This is a genomic window from Micromonospora andamanensis (assembly GCF_016863495.1).
In the GTDB taxonomy this organism is placed as follows: Bacteria; Actinomycetota; Actinomycetes; order Mycobacteriales; family Micromonosporaceae; genus Micromonospora; species Micromonospora andamanensis.
Genome location: NZ_BOOZ01000024.1, coordinates 41,485 through 60,315 on the forward strand (window position 1 = coordinate 41,485; position 18,831 = coordinate 60,315).

26 protein-coding genes are annotated in these 18,831 nt (G+C 71.8%); 4 read left to right on the forward strand and 22 right to left on the reverse strand.

All coding sequences use genetic code 11. The annotated features are described in order from the left end of the window. Positions 1-5 precede the first annotated feature (5 nt). The 18 genes from Van01_RS19780 to Van01_RS19860 all read right to left on the reverse strand — a co-directional run bounded on the left by Van01_RS19780 (position 6) and on the right by Van01_RS19860 (position 8,499). Positions 6-359, reverse strand: a complete 354-nt coding sequence (locus Van01_RS19780) for a hypothetical protein (protein ID WP_204009451.1) — start codon at positions 357-359, stop codon at positions 6-8. Beyond that, the gene (locus Van01_RS19785) at positions 352-564 is read right to left on the reverse strand and encodes a hypothetical protein (RefSeq protein WP_204009454.1); all 213 of its coding nucleotides are present in this window, start codon (positions 562-564) and stop codon (positions 352-354) included. The genes Van01_RS19780 and Van01_RS19785 overlap by 8 nt, the downstream gene beginning before the upstream one ends. After that, positions 561-1,436 carry a hypothetical protein gene (locus Van01_RS19790; protein WP_204009457.1) on the reverse strand — a complete coding sequence of 292 codons (876 nt, stop codon included), beginning with the start codon at positions 1,434-1,436 and terminating at the stop codon, positions 561-563. Before Van01_RS19790 ends, Van01_RS19785 begins: the two co-directional genes overlap by 4 nt. A gap of 76 nt (positions 1,437-1,512) precedes the next feature. Beyond that, positions 1,513-1,797 carry a hypothetical protein gene (locus tag Van01_RS19795; RefSeq protein WP_204009460.1) on the reverse strand — a complete coding sequence of 95 codons (285 nt, stop codon included), beginning with the start codon at positions 1,795-1,797 and terminating at the stop codon, positions 1,513-1,515. Further along, entirely contained in the window at positions 1,794-2,171 is a 378-nt protein-coding gene (locus Van01_RS19800) for a hypothetical protein (protein ID WP_204009462.1), read from the reverse strand. Before Van01_RS19800 ends, Van01_RS19795 begins: the two co-directional genes overlap by 4 nt. After that, the gene (locus Van01_RS19805; protein ID WP_204009464.1) at positions 2,168-2,389 is read right to left on the reverse strand and encodes a hypothetical protein; all 222 of its coding nucleotides are present in this window, start codon (positions 2,387-2,389) and stop codon (positions 2,168-2,170) included. The genes Van01_RS19800 and Van01_RS19805 overlap by 4 nt, the downstream gene beginning before the upstream one ends. Further along, positions 2,389-2,583 carry a hypothetical protein gene (locus Van01_RS19810; protein ID WP_204009465.1) on the reverse strand — a complete coding sequence of 65 codons (195 nt, stop codon included), beginning with the start codon at positions 2,581-2,583 and terminating at the stop codon, positions 2,389-2,391. The genes Van01_RS19805 and Van01_RS19810 overlap by 1 nt, the downstream gene beginning before the upstream one ends. Continuing rightward, a complete protein-coding gene (locus tag Van01_RS19815; RefSeq protein WP_204009467.1) occupies positions 2,580-2,900 on the reverse strand; it encodes a hypothetical protein in 321 nt (106 codons plus the stop codon). Before Van01_RS19815 ends, Van01_RS19810 begins: the two co-directional genes overlap by 4 nt. After that, the gene (locus tag Van01_RS19820; RefSeq protein WP_204009470.1) at positions 2,893-4,548 is read right to left on the reverse strand and encodes a UvrD-helicase domain-containing protein; all 1,656 of its coding nucleotides are present in this window, start codon (positions 4,546-4,548) and stop codon (positions 2,893-2,895) included. The genes Van01_RS19815 and Van01_RS19820 overlap by 8 nt, the downstream gene beginning before the upstream one ends. Then, positions 4,545-5,645, reverse strand: a complete 1,101-nt coding sequence (locus Van01_RS19825) for a Rad52/Rad22 family DNA repair protein (protein ID WP_204009477.1) — start codon at positions 5,643-5,645, stop codon at positions 4,545-4,547. The genes Van01_RS19820 and Van01_RS19825 overlap by 4 nt, the downstream gene beginning before the upstream one ends. Next, positions 5,642-6,037 carry a hypothetical protein gene (locus Van01_RS19830; RefSeq protein ID WP_204009479.1) on the reverse strand — a complete coding sequence of 132 codons (396 nt, stop codon included), beginning with the start codon at positions 6,035-6,037 and terminating at the stop codon, positions 5,642-5,644. Before Van01_RS19830 ends, Van01_RS19825 begins: the two co-directional genes overlap by 4 nt. Beyond that, entirely contained in the window at positions 6,034-6,378 is a 345-nt protein-coding gene (locus Van01_RS19835) for a hypothetical protein (RefSeq protein ID WP_204009481.1), read from the reverse strand. Before Van01_RS19835 ends, Van01_RS19830 begins: the two co-directional genes overlap by 4 nt. Next, positions 6,378-6,650 (reverse strand): hypothetical protein, encoded by a 273-nt coding sequence (locus Van01_RS19840; protein ID WP_204009483.1) that lies wholly within the window; start codon positions 6,648-6,650, stop codon positions 6,378-6,380. The genes Van01_RS19835 and Van01_RS19840 overlap by 1 nt, the downstream gene beginning before the upstream one ends. Next, a complete protein-coding gene (locus tag Van01_RS19845; RefSeq protein ID WP_204009834.1) occupies positions 6,647-7,003 on the reverse strand; it encodes a hypothetical protein in 357 nt (118 codons plus the stop codon). Before Van01_RS19845 ends, Van01_RS19840 begins: the two co-directional genes overlap by 4 nt. Continuing rightward, entirely contained in the window at positions 7,000-7,776 is a 777-nt protein-coding gene (locus tag Van01_RS19850; protein WP_204009485.1) for a hypothetical protein, read from the reverse strand. The genes Van01_RS19845 and Van01_RS19850 overlap by 4 nt, the downstream gene beginning before the upstream one ends. A 74-nt stretch (positions 7,777-7,850) precedes the next feature. Next, positions 7,851-7,982, reverse strand: coding sequence for a hypothetical protein (locus Van01_RS33505; protein ID WP_275410374.1), 132 nt, complete (start codon positions 7,980-7,982; stop codon positions 7,851-7,853). An 8-nt stretch (positions 7,983-7,990) separates the two neighbouring features. Further along, positions 7,991-8,272: a WhiB family transcriptional regulator gene (locus Van01_RS19855; RefSeq protein WP_204009487.1), complete on the reverse strand. Its 282-nt coding sequence runs from the start codon at positions 8,270-8,272 to the stop codon at positions 7,991-7,993. Then, positions 8,269-8,499 (reverse strand): helix-turn-helix domain-containing protein, encoded by a 231-nt coding sequence (locus Van01_RS19860; RefSeq protein WP_204009489.1) that lies wholly within the window; start codon positions 8,497-8,499, stop codon positions 8,269-8,271. Before Van01_RS19860 ends, Van01_RS19855 begins: the two co-directional genes overlap by 4 nt. A 101-nt stretch (positions 8,500-8,600) precedes the next feature. On the opposite strand from Van01_RS19860, the gene Van01_RS19865 reads away from it, so the two are divergent. From Van01_RS19865 to valS, 4 genes are read left to right on the forward strand one after another with little or no spacing between them, the layout of a single operon-like run. Then, positions 8,601-8,885 (forward strand): helix-turn-helix domain-containing protein, encoded by a 285-nt coding sequence (locus tag Van01_RS19865; RefSeq protein WP_204009491.1) that lies wholly within the window; start codon positions 8,601-8,603, stop codon positions 8,883-8,885. Further along, positions 8,885-10,735, forward strand: coding sequence for an ABC transporter ATP-binding protein (locus Van01_RS19870; protein WP_204009494.1), 1,851 nt, complete (start codon positions 8,885-8,887; stop codon positions 10,733-10,735). The genes Van01_RS19865 and Van01_RS19870 overlap by 1 nt, the downstream gene beginning before the upstream one ends. Continuing rightward, on the forward strand, positions 10,732-12,609 hold the full coding sequence (locus Van01_RS19875; protein WP_204009497.1) for an ABC transporter ATP-binding protein: 1,878 nt from the start codon (positions 10,732-10,734) through the stop codon (positions 12,607-12,609). The genes Van01_RS19870 and Van01_RS19875 overlap by 4 nt, the downstream gene beginning before the upstream one ends. A 58-nt stretch (positions 12,610-12,667) precedes the next feature. Continuing rightward, the gene (gene valS, locus Van01_RS19880; RefSeq protein WP_204009510.1) at positions 12,668-15,232 is read left to right on the forward strand and encodes a valine--tRNA ligase; all 2,565 of its coding nucleotides are present in this window, start codon (positions 12,668-12,670) and stop codon (positions 15,230-15,232) included. Between the two features lie 95 nt (positions 15,233-15,327). On the opposite strand, the gene Van01_RS19885 is transcribed toward valS, so the two are convergent. Genes Van01_RS19885 through Van01_RS19900 form a run of 4 tightly spaced genes read right to left on the reverse strand, consistent with a single transcriptional unit; the run spans position 15,328 to position 18,773 of the window. After that, complete coding sequence (locus Van01_RS19885) at positions 15,328-16,038, reverse strand: ABC transporter permease (protein ID WP_204009512.1); 711 nt, start codon at positions 16,036-16,038, stop codon at positions 15,328-15,330. Then, entirely contained in the window at positions 16,038-16,988 is a 951-nt protein-coding gene (locus tag Van01_RS19890) for an ABC transporter ATP-binding protein (RefSeq protein ID WP_204009514.1), read from the reverse strand. The genes Van01_RS19885 and Van01_RS19890 overlap by 1 nt, the downstream gene beginning before the upstream one ends. Then, positions 16,985-17,866: an ABC transporter permease gene (locus tag Van01_RS19895; RefSeq protein WP_204009516.1), complete on the reverse strand. Its 882-nt coding sequence runs from the start codon at positions 17,864-17,866 to the stop codon at positions 16,985-16,987. The genes Van01_RS19890 and Van01_RS19895 overlap by 4 nt, the downstream gene beginning before the upstream one ends. Next, entirely contained in the window at positions 17,859-18,773 is a 915-nt protein-coding gene (locus Van01_RS19900; RefSeq protein WP_204009519.1) for an ABC transporter ATP-binding protein, read from the reverse strand. Before Van01_RS19900 ends, Van01_RS19895 begins: the two co-directional genes overlap by 8 nt. Between the last annotated feature and the right edge of the window lie 58 nt (positions 18,774-18,831).

The following is an 18,831-nucleotide window of genomic DNA, read 5'->3' on the forward strand; positions in this document are numbered from 1 at the left end:
GCTCCTCAGGCGATGTCGTGTGCGGGGAGGTGGACGTCGACGACGGGTCGGTGGAGGCGGGGCTCGTCGACGTGGCGGCGTGCGGGGCGGTGCCGGGCTGCCCGGGTGCGTGGGCGCCGGGCGCGGGTGGTGGTGTCGAGCGGGGTGGCCTGCTCGTCGATGGCGGTGCCGTACTGCTCGGCGCAGGGCTGGCAGATCTTCACGACCCACCAGCCGGTGTTGCCGAGTTCGCTGTTGGGTGGCATGGCGGCGATGAGGTACCGCTGGCCGGGCTGGATGGTGGTGCGGCAGCGGTGGCCGGTGTCGGTGTCGCAGCGGTGGGGTTTGCGGGCGGTGCGGATGGTGCGGATTTCAGCCATGGCGGTTCTCCTCGGCTTCTTGGCGGATTTGTCGGCAGCGGGTGCGCCAGGCGGCGGGGCTGGGTGGCCATGCGCCGGCCCATGGGTCGGTGGGGTCGGGTGCCGGGGGTGGGGTGGCTCGGGCTTGGGCGCGGGCGATGGCGGCTTGGGCGGACTGCTGGGCGCGGCGTTCGCCGGGGGTGCGGTGCCGGGGCAGGGTGCTCATCCGGCGCTCCGGATGTGGGAGAGGCAGGCGTCACCGCTCACCGGGTCGACGGCGAGGGTCGTGTGGCCTTCGGCGTGGCAGGCGAGGCAGAACCCGAAGCCCTTGCCCGGTGCAGCGTTGTCGACGACCAGGCGGAGGTTCGGCGGCCCGGCCGGTTCGGTCTCGCGCGCGCGGTCGTGAGTTGCGGTCTCAGGCTGAGGTGGTTGCTGGCCGTCGTCAGAGAGTGAGCTTTCAATCCCGTTCCCAGGAGCCGTAGGCGACTGGGGTCGCAGGGGGTCTGGGGGCAGCGTGCCCCCAGAGGAGGGTTCCTGGGTGGTTTCTCGGGTGGTTCCCGGACGGTTCGTGGGTGGTTCGGGGGGCGTTCCGTCCACACGTGTGGAGTCAAAATCCACACGTGTGGACGGAGAATCCACACGTGTGCTGTTTCCGTGCACACGTGTGGACGGAGAATCCACACGGTGGTTGTCGTCGGCGGCGGTCCGGGCGGCCCGCTGACGCTCCCGGCGGGCCCGTTCCCGGGCCGCGTTGTCGGCCTTCCGCTTCGCGATGGCGGCCTCGATCTCGGCCCGCTCCGACTCGTCACGGACCTTGGTCATGTCGAGGTTCCACCGGATGGTGCCGAACCGGGTGACGCCGTCGCGGACCAACAGGCCGGCGGCCTCCAGGCGCTCCTCGGCGCGCTGGACGGTCCGCTCGTCGTAGCCGGTGCGCCAGATGACGTCGGCGATGGCGGCGTGGGAGTCGCGTCCGTGCTCGTCGGCGCGCTCGGCGCGGGCGACGAGGACGGCGCGGGCGGTGGCGTCCGGCTTGCCCTTGTCGGTCCGCAGCATGGGCGCTCTGTCGAGGGCCCATTGCACGGCCTGGTAGCTCACCCGGTGGCTCCTGATCTGTTGTGCGGGTCGGTGCGGTGGGCTGGCCCGGGCCCAGGGGTAGACCCGGGCCAGCCGGTCAGCGGGGTTCCGCGTCGGGGAAGCAGGCGTCCTCGGTGCACGCCTGAGCGCCCTGGTGGTCCGCCCAACCGCCGGAAAGCTCCACGCACGGGTCGTCCTCCGGTGCGCAGGCGGCGAGCGGCACCAGCGAGGTCTGCTCCTCGCCGCGGTAAAACCGGCCGTTGGGGCGCGGGTCGTACTTGACGCGGTGAGCGACGGACCCCTCACCGAAGGGCAGGCGGACGGCGACGCTGGCTCCAGCGCCGAACGTCTTGGGGATGCGGGGCAGGGATGTTGTGCTCATGCGGCTTTCTCCTCGGTCGTAGGTGCGGTGTCGGCGGTCGCCTCGCGGCGACGGCGGTAGTACTCGGCCCAGTAGCGGCGCCGGTCCTGCCGCCACGCCCGCACCTGCGGGACGTGGCACCGGCGGCACAGGACGGTGGTGCGCCGCGGGTCCGGCCGCTTGTCGTCGGGGTAGCCGCACTGGCAGATCGGGGCGATGCCGCCCCGCTCCAGGTAGGCGACGCCAGCTCGGATGACGCCGGCCTCCGCCTCCGCCGTGTCGGCCGCGCACGCGCCCCGGGCGGGGCAGACACGGCAGATGGCGAGAGCGAGCCGGTTGCCGTCGTCGCCGAGGTCCCACCAGTCGGCGGGGAGGGTGAGGCACAGGCCGGTCATCGGTCGTCTCCGATGCGGCGCAGGTGCTCGGCCTGGGCCTCGGACGTGTCGGGCAGGGTGTGCCGAACATGCCGGTAGGCCAGGCCGCAGACGCACAGCGGGTGGTCGGCGTCGGTTGGGTCGGGCAGGGTCGGCTCGGCCCGGTAGATGCAGGGGGCGAGCCGGGACTTGACGGTCTGGCGGCCTCGGCGGGGCCGCGGGCGTGCACGGCGGGCCATCAGGCACCACCGGGCTGGTCGGCCGCAGCGTCGGCGCGCTGCTTGCACTCGACGTGCGACAGACCCATCGGCCGGGTAAGCCACACCGTGGCCTCACCAGACCGGATCGGGTCGCCGTAGAGCTTGCAGCGGCCGATCGCCATCGGTACGGCGACCCGCTGCCGGGCCAGGTTGGGTAGGGACCGGGCGCTCATCGGCCACCTCCGGCCGGGTCAGCGGGCCAGACCGCGTCCTCGGCGGTCGGTCGGCCGTAGCCGAGCGCCTCCAGCTCCACCGCCGCCAGCGTCAGCAGACCGGCACGCTGCATGGGACTCATCGCCAGCACCTGCTCGGCGGCCCACGGCCCCGCGCAGGGGATTCCGGTGAGTGGGCAGTCGTGGGCGTCGCGGTGGTCGCGGACCAGCTGCACCAGGTCGTGCAGTGCGGCGGTGAGCTGGTCGGTGATGTGGGTGAGGCGGGCGAGGCCCCCCGGGGCCGGCGTACCGGCCCCGGGGCTGCGGTGGCTATCCACGGTGCCCTCCGGCAGCAACCGGGGCGGGCCAGGCGTCACGCAGGGACGGCGTGCACAGCCAGCAGCAGGACCGGTGCCCGCTGACCGCCGGGACGGGCGCCGGAGTCGTACCGGTCAGCTCGTCGGCCAGGTCGTCGAGCGGGTCCGGGGCATCCGGCAGGATCGCGTGCTCCGGATGCTGTCTCGCCCGCACCGGGCGGGCCAGCCAGTCCACCCATGCCAAACCCTGCCGGTCGAGCACCTGCCGGGCCCGGGTCACCGCGACGTACGCGAGCATCAGCTCGTCGGCGACCAGCTTCACCCGTCGCGTCACCGGGTCGATCCGCGGCTCGCGGAAGTCCCCGGCGATCCGGACCGTGTCCCACTCCCGGCCCTTGGCCTTGTGCGCCGTCGAGATCACCAGGTCGGCGCTGCGCTCGTCGACCAGGCTCGCGACCACCCGGATGATCTGCTCCGGGCTGTGGTCGTCGATCAGCTTGACCAGTACCTGAAGGTTGCCGCTGGCGTCGTCGTGGGTGGCGTGTTCGCGGACCTGGTCCCAGTTCTTGAAGGCGACCAGCTCGGGGTGGGTGGTGGGGCGGCCGGCGAGCAGGTCCTGCGCGGCTTCGGCGAGACGGCGGATGTCGTCTCCCCCACCGACCAGCGCCGGCCGTCGGCCGGCGGCGGCGGCGTGCATCACCTGGGCGATGGCACCGGCGTTGGACCGGCACAGGACCGCCCGCGCGTCGCCCGCCATCGACACCACCGTCGAGTTGACCGGCGGGAAGCCGCGGAGCCTCAGCGGGGCGTCGAGCAGGTCGAGCCACTTGTTGGCCTCGTCGGCGATGGCCGCGCCGAACCGGAACGACTGGCTGAGGGTGAGCCGTTGGTCCGCCACGAACTTCTTCATGGCGTCGATCGCGCCCCGGAAGCCGTAGATGGCCTGGGCGGAGTCCCCGACCATGATCCGCTGGGCGTGGTCCTGGAAGTGGAACAGGCTGGCCATGACCGGCGACAGGTCCTGTGCCTCGTCGAGGAGGACGTAGTCGACCGGGATCCGCGGCCTGCTGAGCTGGTAGAGCTTCAGGTAGCAGTCGTGGCTGAACTTCAGCTTGCCGCCGGACTGGAGCTGAAGGTCATCCCACGCCTTGCGGGCGTACGGCACCAGGTACTCGGCCAGGGCCTTGTTGTCGGTGCGGGAGTACCCGTCGACGCGGGGGCCGTGGTCGGCGGCCGGCTCCGGGTCGGCGGAGTTGAGGAACTTGCCGACCAGGTCCATCGTGAGCCGGGCCAGGGTGGTCGGGGCGAGTGGGGCCAGCTCACCGGCGATCTGCACCGGGGAGTTGAAGCCGAGGAACTCGGCGGCCTGCTTGGCCGGCACGCGGGGCCCGTTGAGGCGGTCGCGGTAGTGGCGGCCGACCGGCCCGAACGCCAGGGAGTGGGCGGTGCGGCAGTCGACGGCCGGCGGGAAGTCGCCGCGGGCTTCGACGGCGAGGGCCTTGTTGTACGCGACGTACAGGCCCTTGCGGTTCGGCTGCGCCTTGGCGGCCATCTTCAGGGTGCTGCTCTTGCCGCAGCCGGCGCCGGCTTGCACGACGATGGTGGGCCGGTCGGCGGAGGTGAAGGCGTCGATGACCTGCTGCTGCTCGTCGGTGGGCTTGAGGCTCATGCCGGAGCCCCCTGCCCGGCGAGCTGACGCTTCCGCTGCACCAGAGCGGCGATCACGTCCTCCACGTCGGCGGCCGTCAGGTCCCGCGACGACTCGACGCTCCGCTGGAGGACCTTCCCGAGGACGTCGCGGTACTGCTCCGGCTCGCGGTACCCGAGGTCACCGAGCAGCGCGAACATGCGCTTGCGGCGCCGCTCTTCGTACTCGGTGGGCTGTGCCGCCTTCGGCTCCAGCTCCTTGGCGCGGCGGTCCATCAGGACGGACAGCTGCTCGTCGTCGCCGTGTTCGTTGGTGATCCGTGCGGCGGCGACGGCCGGGTGCTCGGCGAGGAGTTTCGTGGCGGCCTGGCGGATGCCGCTGGCGGTGCGGTCGGGGTGCAGCGTCCAGTCGCGGACGCCGTTGGCCGTCGGTGCGGGGCGGGGCTCGGCGGCCGGCGGGTCCGCCACCGGACGCTCGTTGGGCGCGGCCGGCGGCTCGTGGTGCTGCTCGTCGACGGGCGCCGGCTCGGTGCCGGGCTCCGGACGGACCGGGGCGTCTTCGGCGGGCAGCTCGGCCGCCGCTGCCGACACCTCGGCTTCCGGGGCCACCAGCGACCGCAGGACCACCGGAGCGGCACCGCCACCGTTGTACAGGGACAGGCCGAAGCAGTCTCCGAGGTTGACCGCGCACCGCTTCAACGCCTGGCTGAGCGCGGTCTTGGAGGCGTTGTCGTGGCAGTCACCGAGAGACGGCTGGTTGGTGGAGTCGCCGCACGCTCCGTCCTCGAGGACGACCTTGCCGCCGAACTGGTCGTAGACGGTGAGCCGGACCTGCGCCCGGTAGACCACCGTCCACGGGACGTAGGGGTCGCCGTACTCAGTGCCCTTCTTGTCCTTCCGGCGGCGGGCCGGGTGCTCGATCTCCTTGACCAGGTCGAGGCTGATGGTCTCGATGTCGAAGGAGCCGAAGCCGAACACGCGGATCAGCCACCGGCGGACGTCCCACGCCTCCAGGTGGGAGAAGCCCTTCGGGTTCTTCCCGACCCGGTTGGTGTCGAGGGGCATGGTGAGGCGTTCGTACTGCTCGGGGGTGAGCTGGAAGCGGGGTTGCTGGGTCATCGGGTGTGCTCCGTGGTCATGACGTCGGTGAAGATCTGGTCGACGGCGGTTTCGGCCGGGTCGGGCTGCTCGCCGGTGACGGCGGGCAACTGCTCGGTGGGGGCGGTCTGGTCGAGCTGGTCGCGCAGCTCGGCCATCACCTCGCCCCAGGTGACGGGCTGGCCCTGGGCGGCGGCGCGCACGCGCTCGATGGCGGCCAGGTCGTGGTGGGCGGTGCGCTCGTCGGGTCCGGCGGGCAGGTGCCGGTCGGCCCAGTAGGTGGGGGCGAGGGCGGCCCGGTCGGCGGGGTGCAGCGGGGACCAGTCGGCGGCGGCCGGCTGGACGGTTTCGCGGCGGTGCCGGCCGATGTACTGCTCGCTGGTGTGGCCGCGCAGGATGGACGCGATGCTCATCGGGGGTACTCCCGCTCGTCGGTGCCGGGCAGTTCGCCCAGCCAGGCGGTCATCTCGGCGACCAGCCCCGCCCCACCCGGGCGGGTGAGGACGTCCAGCTCGTCGCGCAGCTGCTCGACGCGGCGGGTCTGCCGGTCGCAGGCCGCGTTCAGCAGGTCGACCTCGGCGCGGAGGTCGATCTCGGTACGGCGGGCCTCAGCCAGCTCCCGCTCTCGCTCGGCGAGGTCGTGGCGGGCGGCCCGCAGGTCGAGGCGGGAGTCGACCAGCACGATGACGAGCACGGCGACGCCGACGGCGGCGAGCAGCACACCGGTCACGAGCAGGTGATCGAGGGAGGCCATCACACGCTCCCGAAGCCGCGGTCGACCAGCCTCTGCCAGGTCCGGTGGTGGTCGCAGCCGAACGCGTCCGGGTCGCCATCGATAGCGGCTTGGCACGGCTCGCACGTGTCGTCGCCGACCGCCACCCGGAAGCTGTGTTCTCCCTGGGCCCTGCAGGCAACGAGCGCCTCCCACATGCGGTGGGCGACCTTGCGCAGCTGCTCGATGTCGGTGATCTGGTCGATGGCGTACGACTTGGTGATCGGGTTGTGGGTGCTCGGCCGGGGCGTCACGCGGCACCTCGCCCGTGTTCGGCGCGGTGCAGCTCGGCGGCCGTCACACCCCGGGCCCGCAGGTCACGCAGGTCGTACGGTGGCAGGTGCACCACCGGGGCCGCGTACTCACCGGATGCGACGCCCCGCCAGTAGGCGCACTCGTCGTCGTGGAGGTCGCCCTCGATGTGCCCGCACGCGAGGCCGGGCACGGTGATCGGGGCGTTGCGGCCGGGCAGCGGCTCTCCGCCGATACCGAGCGGCTGCGACCGGACGGCGTCGACGCCTTCGGTGTCGGCGCGGTCGAAGTCCAAGCCGACCGGGTGGTGGATCGGGTGCCAGGGGCCCTGCGGGGTGCCGTCGGGCATCGTCATCGGGGCTCACCCCCGGCGACCTGCGCGCGGAGCTGGGCGACCTCAGCCCGCAGCCGCTCCACCTCGGTGGGCTCGTCCGGCCGGATCTGCGCTCGAACGGTCAGCCACGCCCCGTACGGACGGCCGTCCAGCAGGATCCGGTGCTGCGTGACCGGGATGTTGTTGGCGGGGCCGGTGTCGATCGTGCTGCCGAGGTAGGCGGCCCACTTCTCCAGGTCGGCGCGGCTGGCGAGCACCCCGAGCGCCAGCTCGCCGCACATCGTGTCCTTGAGGGGCAGGTCCAGGCGGACGATGTCACGGGCGAGGCGGATCAGCTCGGCCGCCAGCTTGTGCTGGACGGTCTGCGGGCCGGTGGCTTCGGCCGGCACCGGGTTGGCGATGTGCTCGTTCAGCACCGCCAGCGCCTCCGCCTGGCTGTCGAACCCGGAGAACACCACGCCGCACGCACACCGGGCGGCGGTGTCGCCCGGGCCGCCCAGCGTGCCGCCGGAGTGGTAGTGCTCCGGCGCGGCTTCGGCGGTCGCGGTGAGGCCGGCGGCGGTGATCGCGTCCGCCACGTCCTCCAGCGACAGCCCGGTCATCGTCAGCTTGGTGCTGTCGCCGTCGCGGCTGCTGGTGGCAGTGATCTGCCGGCCCGACGGGTGCAGCAGGATCCGCTCGACGGCACCACCATCGACCTCGGTGGTGGCGTCGTACACCCAGCCGGCGGCGAGCAGTTCGCGGCCGACGCGCGTCGCGGCGGTCAGACCGGGACGGATAGTCTTGGTGGACATCTGGACTCCTTGCTTGGGGTAGGTGGGTCCGGTGGAGCCCTCGGCCGGTGGTGCGGTCGGGGGCTCGCGTCTTGTCAGGCCGCCAGCGGGTGGCGGCGCAACTCCTGCTGGAGCTGCCAGATCCCCCAGGTCGCGATGAGCAGCCCGACCCAGATGAGGGCCAGGGCGGCGCGGCCGGCGGGGGTAGTGCGGGCGTGAGTGGCCATCGCGGCGATCACGCGGCGGCCCTCCCGCGACGCCGGGCGATCCGGCGACGCTCGTTGCGCGTCGTCCCGCCCCACACCCCGTACAGGTCGGAGCCCTGGTCGAGGGCCCACGCCCGGCAGCCGCGCCGCAGCGGGCAGGGGCCGCAGTAGATCCGGGCGGCGGCCTTCTGGTCGGCGTCGGAGCCGAAGAACGCGCCCGGGTCGACGCCCTTGCAGTTGGGCTGTACGTCGGGGGCGAGGAAGTCGGGCGCGCTGCTGCGGGTACCGACGTTTCCGGGACGGGTGATCATGCGGCGCTCGCGGCCGGTGCGGGCAGGAACTGGGCGACCGGCACACCGAGCAGATCAGCGACCTGGATCAGCTCGGAGACCCGCCACTCGACCTCGCCGCGCAGACGGAGGGACACCTGCTGAATGGAGATGCCGAGCCGGTCGGCGATCTCCCGCTGCGGGCGGCGCTGCCTGGCAAGTTCAGCCCGCACCTCAGAAGATATGGCGTTGACGATCGTGTTGCTCATGACCGAGATAGTGTCAGGCTCAGCCTGACATTGTCAAGGCACGGGAGATCCATTGATGTTCATGCCTTGACCGTTAAGGGTGAGCCGCTAAGATTCAGGCCATGACAGCACCGGACGGGGCCGCCAGCCTCTCGGCGGACGTAGCCACCGAAATCCGCGCCTGGATGGGACGCCTCGGCATCAGCCAACGCGAGCTGGCCAGACGGCTCGGCCAGAACGGGCAATGGGTGTCCGTTCGTATCTCGCCACGCGCCACAGTCCCCATCACACTGGATGACACACAGCGCATCGCCGAAGCACTGGGAATCCTGGTGCGAGACCTACTTCCGGCCTACACCCTGGAGCGGAAGACATCGACCAAGACCGACGCAGCTACCGTCGGGTAGTGGCTGCGGGGAGCGACGGCGGCCCGGCCGACCGGGGCGAGGTCCGTAGACATCCCCTGCGCAACCTCTGGCGGCTGCGACGTTACCTGCGTCCACACGCGTTCGAGTTCGGTTGGTTGATGGTGGCCGGTCTCGCCGCCACCGGCGCGGGCATCGCCGTACCCCTGGTGGCGCAGCAGGTGGTCGACGGGCCGGTGGCCCGACGTGACCTGACCGGGCTGTTCGTGCTGGCCGGGTTGGCGCTACTGCTGGGGCTGGCCGAGGCCCTGCTGATCTTCATTCGCCGGTGGGTGCAGTCGTCGTCCTCGGTGGCGATGGAGGCGGCGATTCGCACCGACGTCTACGCCCACCTGCAACAGCTGTCGGCCAGTTTCCACGACCGGTGGCCGTCCGGGCAGTTGCTCTCCCGCATCACGAGCGATCTGTCGGTGCTGCGCCGGTTCCTCTCCTTCGGCTTGTTCTTCCTCATTCTCAACGTGGTCACCTATCTGGTCGTGGTGGTGCTGCTGATCCGGCTGCACCCTGCGCTGGGCCTGCTGGTGGCAGCGAGCGCGGTGCCGCTCTTCCTGATCGCCCGCCGCTTCGGCCGGCACTACCACGTCGCGTCCCGTCGCATGCAGGACCAGCAGGGCGACGTGGCCACCCTGGTCGAGGAGACCGCGCAGGGCCTCCGCACGATGAAGGCGTACGGCCGGGGCCCGCAGCTCGCCGCCCGGTTCGCCGCCGGCACCAAAGCGTTGCACGACACCGGGATCGGCAAGGGCAGGCTGCTCGCCCGCACCTCCGCGCTGCTCGACCTGGTGCCCAACCTGACCCTGGGCATGGTCCTGGTCGCCGGTGCCGCTGCTGTCGCCGGTGACCGGCTCACCATCGGCCAGCTCGTCGCCTTCGTCAGCCTCCAGCTGATGCTGATCTGGCCGGTGCAGTCGTTGGGATGGATCATCGCCAACGGCCAGGAGGCGGCCACCGCCGCCGACCGCATCCAGGAGGTGCTGGACACCCGGCCGGCCATCGTGGACCCGCCGGTCGCCGTCGCCCTGGCGCGCTCGACGGTGCGCGGTCGACTCCGCTTCGAGGGGGTGGCTTTCCGCTATCCGGAGGGCGCCGTCCCGGTGTTGCGCGGCCTCGACCTCACCGTCGAGCCCGGCGAGACCCTTGCCGTGGTGGGTGCCACCGGCAGCGGCAAGAGCACCCTGTTGTCCCTGGTACCCCGGCTGCACGACGTCACTGCCGGCCGCATCACCCTCGACGGGCACGATCTGCGTGACCTGCGGCTGGCTTCGCTGCGCGGCCTGGTCGGGGTCGCCTTCGAGGAGCCGACCCTGTTCTCCATGTCGGTGTGGGAGAACCTCACCCTGGGCCGACCCGACGCCGGTGAGGACGAGGTCCGGGCCGCCCTGGCGCTGGCCCAGGCGGAGTTCGCGTACGACCTGCCGTGGGGCCTGCGAACCCGGCTCGGGGAGCAGGGCCTGTCGCTCTCCGGCGGCCAGCGGCAACGACTCGCCCTGGCCCGGGCGGTGCTGATCCGACCGGCGGTGCTCGTGCTCGACGATCCACTCTCCGCGCTCGACGTGCACACCGAGGCGTTGGTGGAGTCGGCACTGAAGCGGGTGCTGCGGAACACCACAGCGCTGCTGGTGGTGCACCGTCCCTCCACCATCGCGCTGGCCGACCGGGTGGCGCTGCTGGAGCACGGCCGGATCACCGCCGTCGGCACCCACACCGAACTGCTCGCCAGCGTGCCCACCTATCGTGGACTGCTCTCCGCCGAGCCGGCCGTACCGTCGATCGCCGGAACACCGGCATCCACCGATCCGGCGCCTGGCGACTCTCCCCTGGTCCTCTCGTGACCGCCACGTCGGCCGTGCCGGATCCACCGCCCGAGGCCGACCCGGACCATTGGCGGGGAGTGGCACCGGATCCGCACGCCGACCGCAGCCTCGCCGAGGACGCCGATCCGGCAGCGGTCGCCCGGCTCCGTGCCCGCAGCCGGGCACTGCTGGCGGACGTGCTGCGACCGCACCGGGTGCGGCTGGGCGGGGCGGTCGCGCTGCTGTTGACCCAGAACGCCGCCGCCATGTCCGGGCCGTACCTGGTCATGCTCGGCATCGACCGGGCGATCGAACCACTCCGGGCCGGCGAGCCCGGCCCGCTGATCACCGTGGCCGTGTCGTTCGCCGCCGCGACGGGCGTCGAGTACCTGGCCCGGCGGGGCTTCCTCGCCCTCTCCGCCCGCATCGGCCAGGCCGTCCTGCTCGACCTGCGTCGCCGGGTGTACGCGCACTTCCTGCACCTGCCTGTGGCTTTCCACGAGCGGTACACGTCAGGCCGGATGATCTCGCGCCTGACCAGCGACATCGACTCGATCGCCGAGCTGGTCGACGGTGGTGTGGAGAGCCTGGTCATGGCCGCCCTGACGATCGTCTCGGTGGCCGGCATCCTGCTCTGGCTGGACCTGCCGTTGGCCTCGGTGACACTGCTCGCCTTCCCGCTGCTGTTCTGGCTGTCCCGCTGGTTCGCCCGGGCCTCGGCGTCCGCGTATCGGCGTACCCGGGAGGCGATGGCGCTTGTCATCGTCCATTTCGTCGAGTCGATGCGGGGCATCCGGGCGGTTCAGGCGTACCGCCGTCAGGCACGCAACCAGCAGATCTTCGACTCGGTCAACGACGACTATCGCAGGTCCAGCCGGCATGCCTTCCATCTGATCGCGACGTACTCGCCGGGCATCAAGCTGATCGGCAACGTCACGGTCGCGGTGGTGCTCTGCTATGGCGGCGCCCGGGTGCTGGGCGGCGACACCGGGGTCGGTGTGCTCGCGGCCTTCCTGCTCTACCTGCGCCGGTTCTTCGAGCCGATGCAGGAGCTGAGCCAGTTCTACAACTCGCTCCAGTCGGCGACGGCGGCGCTGGAGAAGCTCGCCGGGGTGCTCGACGAGCGGCCCTCGGTCGCCGAACCGGCCCGGGCGGTGCCGCTGCCCGACGGCCCGACCCGTGGTGCGGTCCGCTTCCACGCGGTGTCGTTCGGGTACCGCCTCGACTCGCCGATCCTCACCGGGCTGGACCTCACCGTTCCCGCCGGGCAGACCGTGGCCCTGATCGGGCCGACCGGCGCCGGTAAGTCCACTGTCGCCAAGTTGCTCGCCCGCTTCCACGACCCGGACGCGGGCACGATCACGCTCGACGGGGTGGACCTGCGCGAGGTGGCCGACGCCGACCTGCGCCGGACGATCGTGCTCGTCACCCAGGAGACCCACCTGTACGGCGGCACCGTGGCGGACAACATCCGGTTCGGTCGCCCGGACGCGGACGACGCCGCCGTCGAGGCCGCCGCTCGGGCCATCGGCGCGCACGACTTCATCTCGGCGCTGCCCGACGGGTACGCCACCCAGGTACATCGACGCGGTGGCCGGCTCTCCGCCGGGCAGCGCCAGTTGGTCGCCTTCGCGCGGGCGTTCCTGGCCGACCCGGCGGTGCTGATCCTTGACGAGGCCACCTCGTCGCTGGACGTGCCCACCGAACGTCTGGTGCAGCACGCGCTCGGCAGCATCCTGCGGGACCGGACCGCGCTGGTGATCGCGCACCGGCTCTCCACGGTGGAGACCGCCGACCGGGTCCTGGTCCTCGACCGGGGCCGGATCGTCGAGGACGGCCCGCCGGCCGAGCTGATCGCCGAGGACGGCCGGTACGCCGCCCTGCACCGCCAGTGGCGCGACTCGCTGCTCTGACCCGTTCGTGGTCAGGTAATGGCGTGCCCACCCCGGTACGGGTGCCTAGGATCGGCGAATGACTGATACGGCGAGGACGGCCCGTACCGGTGTCCCCGAGCGTCCGAACCTGGACGGGCTCGAGGAGAACTGGTCGCGCCGCTGGCAGGAGGACGGCACGTACGCGTTCGACCGCACGAAGGAGCGGTCGGACGTATACGCGATCGACACCCCGCCGCCGACCGTATCGGGCGAGCTGCACATGGGCCACGTCTTCTCGTACACGCACACCGACCTGGTCGCCCGGTTTCAGCGGATGCGTGGTCGGACGGTCTTCTACCCGATCGGCTGGGACGACAACGGCCTGCCCACCGAGCGTCGGGTGCAGAACGTCCACGGGGTGCGCTGTGACCCGTCGCTGCCGTACGACCCGGACTGGGAGTCGCCGGCCGGTCCGGTGGACGACGCCGCCCGGAAGAACCCGACAGCGATCTCCCGGCGCAACTTCATCGAACTGTGCGAGCGGTTGACGGTCGCCGACGAGCAGGTCTTCGAGGCGTTGTGGCGGCGGCTCGGCCTGTCGGTGGACTGGTCGTTGATGTACACCACCATCGGACCGGTGGCCCGGGCCACCTCCCAGCGGGCGTTCCTGCGCAACCTGGCCCGGGGTGAGGCGTACCAGGCCGAGGCGCCGACGCTGTGGGACGTCGGGTTCGCCACCGCCGTGGCGCAGGCCGAGTTGGAGGACCGGGAACGCCCTGGCGCGTACCACAGGTTGCGCTTCCACGCGCCCGGCGGACGCGAGGTCCTCATCGACACCACCCGACCGGAGCTGCTGCCGGCCTGCGTCGCGCTGGTCTGCCACCCCGACGACGAGCGGTACGCCGACCTAGTCGGCACGACCGTGCGTACCCCGGTGTTCGGGGTGGAGGTGCCGGTGCGTGCACACGCGCTGGCGGACCCGGCCAAGGGCACCGGCGTCGCGATGGTCTGCACCTTCGGTGACCTGACCGATGTGACCTGGTGGCGGGAACTTGCCCTGGACACCCGGGTGGTGGTCGGCCGGGACGGCCGGCTGCTGCCGGAGCCACCGGCGGGGGTGCCGGCCCGGCCGTACGCGGCGCTTGCCGGGCAGACGGTGAACGCCGCCCGGCGGACCGTGGTGGAGCAGTTGACCGAGGCGGGTGACCTGGTCGGTGAGCCGCGCCCGATCACCCATCCGGTGAAGTTCTACGAGCGGGGCGACCGGCCCCTGGAGATCGTCTCGACCCGGCAGTGGTACCTGCGCAACGGTGGCCGCGACGCCGACCTGCGGGAGGATCTGCTGGCCCGGGGGCGAGAGCTGCGCTGGGTGCCGGAGCACATGCGGCACCGCTACGAGCACTGGGTGGGCGGCCTCACCGGCGACTGGCTGGTCAGCCGGCAGCGCTACTTCGGGGTGCCGGTGCCGGTGTGGTACCGGCTCGACGACGCTGGCGAGCCGGACTGGAGCCAGCCTCTCACGCCTGACGAGTCCACGCTGCCGATCGACCCGTCCGAGGACGCTCCGCCGGGGTACGACGAGTCGCAGCGTGGCGTGCCGGGCGGATTCGTCGGCGACCCGGACGTGCTGGACACCTGGGCAACCTCCTCGCTGACCCCGCAGATCGTCGGCGGCTGGGAACGTGACCCGGATCTGTACCGCCGGGTCTTCCCGATGGACCTGCGCCCGCAGGGGCACGACATCATCCGCACCTGGCTGTTCGCCACGGTGGTCCGGGCCCACCTGGAGCACGGCACGCTGCCCTGGCGGACGGCGGAGCTGTCCGGTTGGATCCTCGATCCGGACCGCAAGAAGATGTCGAAGTCCAAGGGCAACGTGGTCACCCCGATGGCGCTGTTGGAGCAGCACGGCTCGGACTCGGTGCGGTACTGGGCGGCCAGTGGCAAGCCCGGCACCGACCTGGCCTTCGACCCGGCCCAGATCCGGGTCGGCCGGCGGCTGGCGACCAAGCTGCTGAACGCGTCGAAGTTCGCGCTCGGGCTGGGCGCCGCCGACGCGCTGCGCGCACCCGCGACCGAACCGCTGGACCGGGCCATGCTCGCCGAACTGTCCGAGGTGGCGGCGGCTGCGACAGCGGCCTTCGAGGGGTACGACCACACAGCCGCGCTACAGACCACCGAGTCGTTCTTCTGGCGGTTCTGTGACGACTATATCGAGTTGGTGAAGGAGCGCGCCTACGGCAGCGGGGCCGGGGCCGACTCGGCCCGGGCGGCGTTGGCGACCGCGCTGTCGGTGCAGTTGCGGCTGTTCGCGCCGGTGCTGCCGTACGCCACCGAGGAGGTCTGGTCGTGGTGGCGGTACGGCTCGGTGCACCGCGCGCCGTGGCCGACCACGTACGAGGTGGGCCGGGCGATCCAGGGCGACGGTGATCCACAGCTGCTGCGCCTCGCCGCCGACGCGCTGGGGCAGGTCCGCCGGGCCAAGTCGGAACGGAAGTTGTCGATGAAGGCGGAGGTGCCGCTGGCCGAGGCCCTCGGTCCGGCCGCTCTGCTCGACCAGCTCACACTTGTCGTCGACGACCTGCGCGCCGCCGGCCGCATCAACAAGCTCGACCTGCTACCCGACCGCACCCCGACCCTGGTGATCGCCTGCGCCTTCTGAGAATGCCGCGCACCATCGGGGAAAGTGCTGCCTCAACAGCCGGGGAGGCAGCACTTTCCCCGAAAGTGCTGCCTCCCGATGGCCGCCCCCAGGGGTCAGCTGGTTTCGCCGGCTACCGAGAAGGAACGCAGGCGGTCGATGGAGAGGAAGGTGGCGGTAATGATAATCAACGCGGTCATCACCGCTGCCACCGCCACGGAGACGGTGGTGCTGAGCAGGTTGGTCGGGGCCAGCCGGTCGGCCAGGGCGATCACGTAGTGCTGGATCGACAGCACCCGGGTGCCGGTGACCACGTTGCTGAGCAGCCCCTCCCAGATCAGCACGTAGACCAGGCCGAGCAGCACCGGCCGCCGGGTAAGCAGGCTGGCCGCCACGAACAGGGCCGAGTAGGCGAGCGCGCCGACCGACGCGGCCACGGCGAGCGCCACGCCGAGGCGTACCGAGTCGGCGAGCAGGCCCGCCGCGAACAGGGGGACCGCGACGCTTACCGCTGTGACTCCGGCCGCGACGGCGAGCTTCGGCAGCACGATCTGCCAGCGTGGCAGCGGCGTGGTGAGCACGTGCACCACAGTGCCGTCGTCGATCTCGGCCCCGAGCACCCCGGTGCCGACGATCAGGGCGACCACCGGCAGCACCACGGCCAGCCCGAGGCCGACAAGCACCGGCGGCCCCCAGTCGGCGGGTGCGACCCCGAGCCCTCGGGAGAGGACGGCCAGCCCCACCAGCAGGACGGGCAGCGGAAGCAGCAGCAGGAACCGGCGACGCCCGAACAGGCCACGCACGGTGATCCAGGTGACAGTCGACATCAGGCCTCCACCAGGTAGGAGAAGACGCTCTCCAGGGATTCGTCCTCGGGCACCAGTTGCCGTACCCGTACGCCACGGGCCAGAGCGATCTTCGGCAGGGCCCGGGTGAAGGCGCCGTAATCGCCCGCACGGACGGTCAGGCCGTCGCGCCCCAGCTCGACCCCGGTGACCGACACCTCGGCCATCAGCGCCACGGCCAGCGCCCGGTCGTCGGTGGACCGGACGGCGAAGACGTGCGGCCGGTTGGTCATCAGCCGGCGGATGGTCCGGAAGTCGCCGGAGGCGGCGAGCCGGCCGGCGACCATCACCTGGACGGTGCCGGAGACCTGCTCGACCTCCTCCAGGATGTGCGAGCTGAACAGGATCGTCCGCCCCGCGTCGCCGAGGGAGTGCAGCAGCTCCATCATGTGCAGCCGCTGGCGTGGGTCCATGCCGTTGAACGGCTCGTCGAGCAGCAGCACCTGCGGGTCGTGCACAAGCGCCGCCGCCACCCGGGTGCGCTGCCGCATGCCCTTGGAGTACGTGCCGATGCGGCGGTCCTGCGCGTCGGCCATCTCCACCAGGTCGATGGCCCGCCGGGCCGCCGCCTGCGGGTCCGGCAGCTTGTGGAGCTTGGCGGTGGCCAGCACGAACTCGTACGCGGTGAGGAAGCTGTGCACCGCCTCCCGCTCACTGACCAGGCCGAGCCGGCGGTAGACCTCCGGGTTGCGCCAGGTGGGCCGGCCGTCCAGGGTGACCTGGCCCCGGGACGGGGTGAGGAAGCCGGCCATCATGTGCAGCAGCGTCGTCTTGCCCGCGCCGTTGGGACCGAGCAGCCCGGTCACCCCGGGCCCGAGGCTCATGCTCACGTTGTTCACCGCGACCACGTTGCCGTACCAGCGGGAGACCCCGGCGAGGTCGAGGGTGCTGGCGGTGATGGCCGCCGGTGGGGCGGTGTTCGTCGCGGTCATCGTGCGGCCACCTTCTTGTAGCGGGCCAACAGCAGGGCGACGCAGCCCGCCACGAGCGCGACGGCGACAAGCGCGTACACCGGGCCGAAGGACCCGAGGTCGAGGTCGGCGCTGTTGTCCTCGGTGACCAGCAGGTCGCGCATCGTCCAGAGGCCGACGCCCTGCACCAGGGTGGGCGGCGAGGCGATGCCGGCCAGCTGATTCGCCGTCTGCGAGGGCAGGACCGACAGGATGCCGACGATGGGCGTGGTCATCAGGAACACGGCGACGATCCCGCCGGCGGCGAAGGCGCGCTTGCCGGTCATCGAGGCGATCAGCAGACCGACCGAGGCGAACACCACAGCCCACAGCCCGGCGTAGAGCAGCCCGGGCAGCAGGTCGAGCAGTTCGTCCCAGACCGCCCCCATGCCGTCGGCGGTGAAGGCACCGCCGAGGAACATCAGCAGTTGCGGCGCGCCGAGCAGCAGGAAGAGCGCGGTGACCAGAGCGAGCAGCTTGGCCAGCGGGTAGTCGGCGTGCGGCAGCGGCCGGGAGAAGTACAGCGGCAGGACCCCGCTGCGCAGGTCGCGGGAGACCAGCTCGGGCGCGGCCACCGCGACGAAGAAGATGACAAGCCAGCTCATCGCGTCGGCGAACTGGGCGTACGTCATGATCACTTCGCCGATCTGGCTGCGGATCGCGGTCACCGCGGCGGCGACCAGCAGCACGATGCCGACCACCAGCCAGGGGAAGATCTTGGCCTTGGCGCTGCGGCCCAGCCCGAAGGCGGTCCGCACACCGTGCAGGTACAGCGCCCCGAAGACGTGCCGGCGGCCGAGCCGGGGGCCGGTGTAGCGCTGGTAGCCGATGTCGTGGATGACGCCTGTCGGCTCAGGCATGGCTGTTCTCCCTCCGGGCGAAGAGTTCGGCCACCCGGTGCCGGCGCTGGTCCAGCCGGTGCAGCGGCAGGTCCAGCTCGGCCACCGCACCGAGGATCAGGTCGTAGGTGCCCTGGTCGGCCAGCGGCACCAGCAACAGCCGGCCCTCGCGGCCCACCGGCAGGTCGAGCGCGGCGAGCCGGGCGGCAAGCGTCTCGGTGCCCTCGCTCACCTCGACCGCGAGCACGTCGGTGGCCGAGGTCATGGCGGCGATGTGGTCGGCCCGCAGCAGCCGCCCGCCCTCGATGGCGACCAGGGTGTCGCAGATCCGCTCGACCTCGCCGAGCAGGTGCGAGCAGACCAGGACCGAGATGCCGAACTCGGTGCCGATCCGCTGCACCAGAGCGAGCATCGCGTCCCGGCCGGCCGGGTCGAGGCCGTTCGTGGGCTCGTCCAGCAGCAGCAGGTCGGGATCGTGCACAAGCGCCTGGGCGAGCTTGACCCGCTGCTTCATGCCTGTGGAGTAGCCGCCCACCGGGCGGTGCCGTTCCTCGTGCAGACCCACGTGGCGCAGCGCCTCGGAGGCCCGCTCCCGAGCGACGGTGCGTGGTAGGCCGCTGATCCGTCCCAGATGGGTGACCAGTTCGGCGGCGGAGAGATCGGGTGGGAGACAGTCGTGTTCCGGCATGTAGCCGACCCGGGCCCGCACGGCCGCCGTCTCGGCGATCGGGTCGAGCCCCAGCACCTGTATCCGACCCCGGGTAGGAGTGAGCAGGCCGAGCAGCAGCTTGATCAGAGTCGACTTGCCGGCGCCGTTGGCGCCGACCAGGCCGACGATCCCTGGTTCCACCGCGACCGTCAGATCGGACAGTGCGGTGACCCCGCCGCCGTAGACCTTCGTCAACGACTCGGTTGCGATCAGTGTCACGCCGTCAGCCTAGAGCCGCCGGACAATGCGCCGCGCTCCGGAAGCAACCCCCGTTTCC

What these genes read in the sequence shown, in the direction of transcription:
- Van01_RS19780 (WP_204009451.1), bottom strand. Translation starts at nt 359, where the DNA reads ATGGCTGAAATCCGCACCATCCGCACCGCCCGCAAACCCCACCGCTGC.
- Van01_RS19785 (WP_204009454.1), bottom strand. Translation starts at nt 564, where the DNA reads ATGAGCACCCTGCCCCGGCACCGCACCCCCGGCGAACGCCGCGCCCAG.
- Van01_RS19795 (WP_204009460.1), bottom strand. Translation starts at nt 1,797, where the DNA reads ATGAGCACAACATCCCTGCCCCGCATCCCCAAGACGTTCGGCGCTGGA.
- Van01_RS19800 (WP_204009462.1), bottom strand. Translation starts at nt 2,171, where the DNA reads ATGACCGGCCTGTGCCTCACCCTCCCCGCCGACTGGTGGGACCTCGGC.
- Van01_RS19805 (WP_204009464.1), bottom strand. Translation starts at nt 2,389, where the DNA reads ATGGCCCGCCGTGCACGCCCGCGGCCCCGCCGAGGCCGCCAGACCGTC.
- Van01_RS19810 (WP_204009465.1), bottom strand. Translation starts at nt 2,583, where the DNA reads ATGAGCGCCCGGTCCCTACCCAACCTGGCCCGGCAGCGGGTCGCCGTA.
- Van01_RS19820 (WP_204009470.1), bottom strand. Translation starts at nt 4,548, where the DNA reads ATGAGCCTCAAGCCCACCGACGAGCAGCAGCAGGTCATCGACGCCTTC.
- Van01_RS19825 (WP_204009477.1), bottom strand. Translation starts at nt 5,645, where the DNA reads ATGACCCAGCAACCCCGCTTCCAGCTCACCCCCGAGCAGTACGAACGC.
- Van01_RS19830 (WP_204009479.1), bottom strand. Translation starts at nt 6,037, where the DNA reads ATGAGCATCGCGTCCATCCTGCGCGGCCACACCAGCGAGCAGTACATC.
- Van01_RS19835 (WP_204009481.1), bottom strand. Translation starts at nt 6,378, where the DNA reads ATGGCCTCCCTCGATCACCTGCTCGTGACCGGTGTGCTGCTCGCCGCC.
- Van01_RS19845 (WP_204009834.1), bottom strand. Translation starts at nt 7,003, where the DNA reads ATGACGATGCCCGACGGCACCCCGCAGGGCCCCTGGCACCCGATCCAC.
- Van01_RS19850 (WP_204009485.1), bottom strand. Translation starts at nt 7,776, where the DNA reads ATGTCCACCAAGACTATCCGTCCCGGTCTGACCGCCGCGACGCGCGTC.
- Van01_RS33505 (WP_275410374.1), bottom strand. Translation starts at nt 7,982, where the DNA reads ATGGCCACTCACGCCCGCACTACCCCCGCCGGCCGCGCCGCCCTGGCC.
- Van01_RS19855 (WP_204009487.1), bottom strand. Translation starts at nt 8,272, where the DNA reads ATGATCACCCGTCCCGGAAACGTCGGTACCCGCAGCAGCGCGCCCGAC.
- Van01_RS19860 (WP_204009489.1), bottom strand. Translation starts at nt 8,499, where the DNA reads ATGAGCAACACGATCGTCAACGCCATATCTTCTGAGGTGCGGGCTGAA.
- Van01_RS19865 (WP_204009491.1), top strand. Translation starts at nt 8,601, where the DNA reads ATGACAGCACCGGACGGGGCCGCCAGCCTCTCGGCGGACGTAGCCACC.
- valS (WP_204009510.1), top strand. Translation starts at nt 12,668, where the DNA reads ATGACTGATACGGCGAGGACGGCCCGTACCGGTGTCCCCGAGCGTCCG.
- Van01_RS19885 (WP_204009512.1), bottom strand. Translation starts at nt 16,038, where the DNA reads ATGTCGACTGTCACCTGGATCACCGTGCGTGGCCTGTTCGGGCGTCGC.
- Van01_RS19890 (WP_204009514.1), bottom strand. Translation starts at nt 16,988, where the DNA reads ATGACCGCGACGAACACCGCCCCACCGGCGGCCATCACCGCCAGCACC.
- Van01_RS19895 (WP_204009516.1), bottom strand. Translation starts at nt 17,866, where the DNA reads ATGCCTGAGCCGACAGGCGTCATCCACGACATCGGCTACCAGCGCTAC.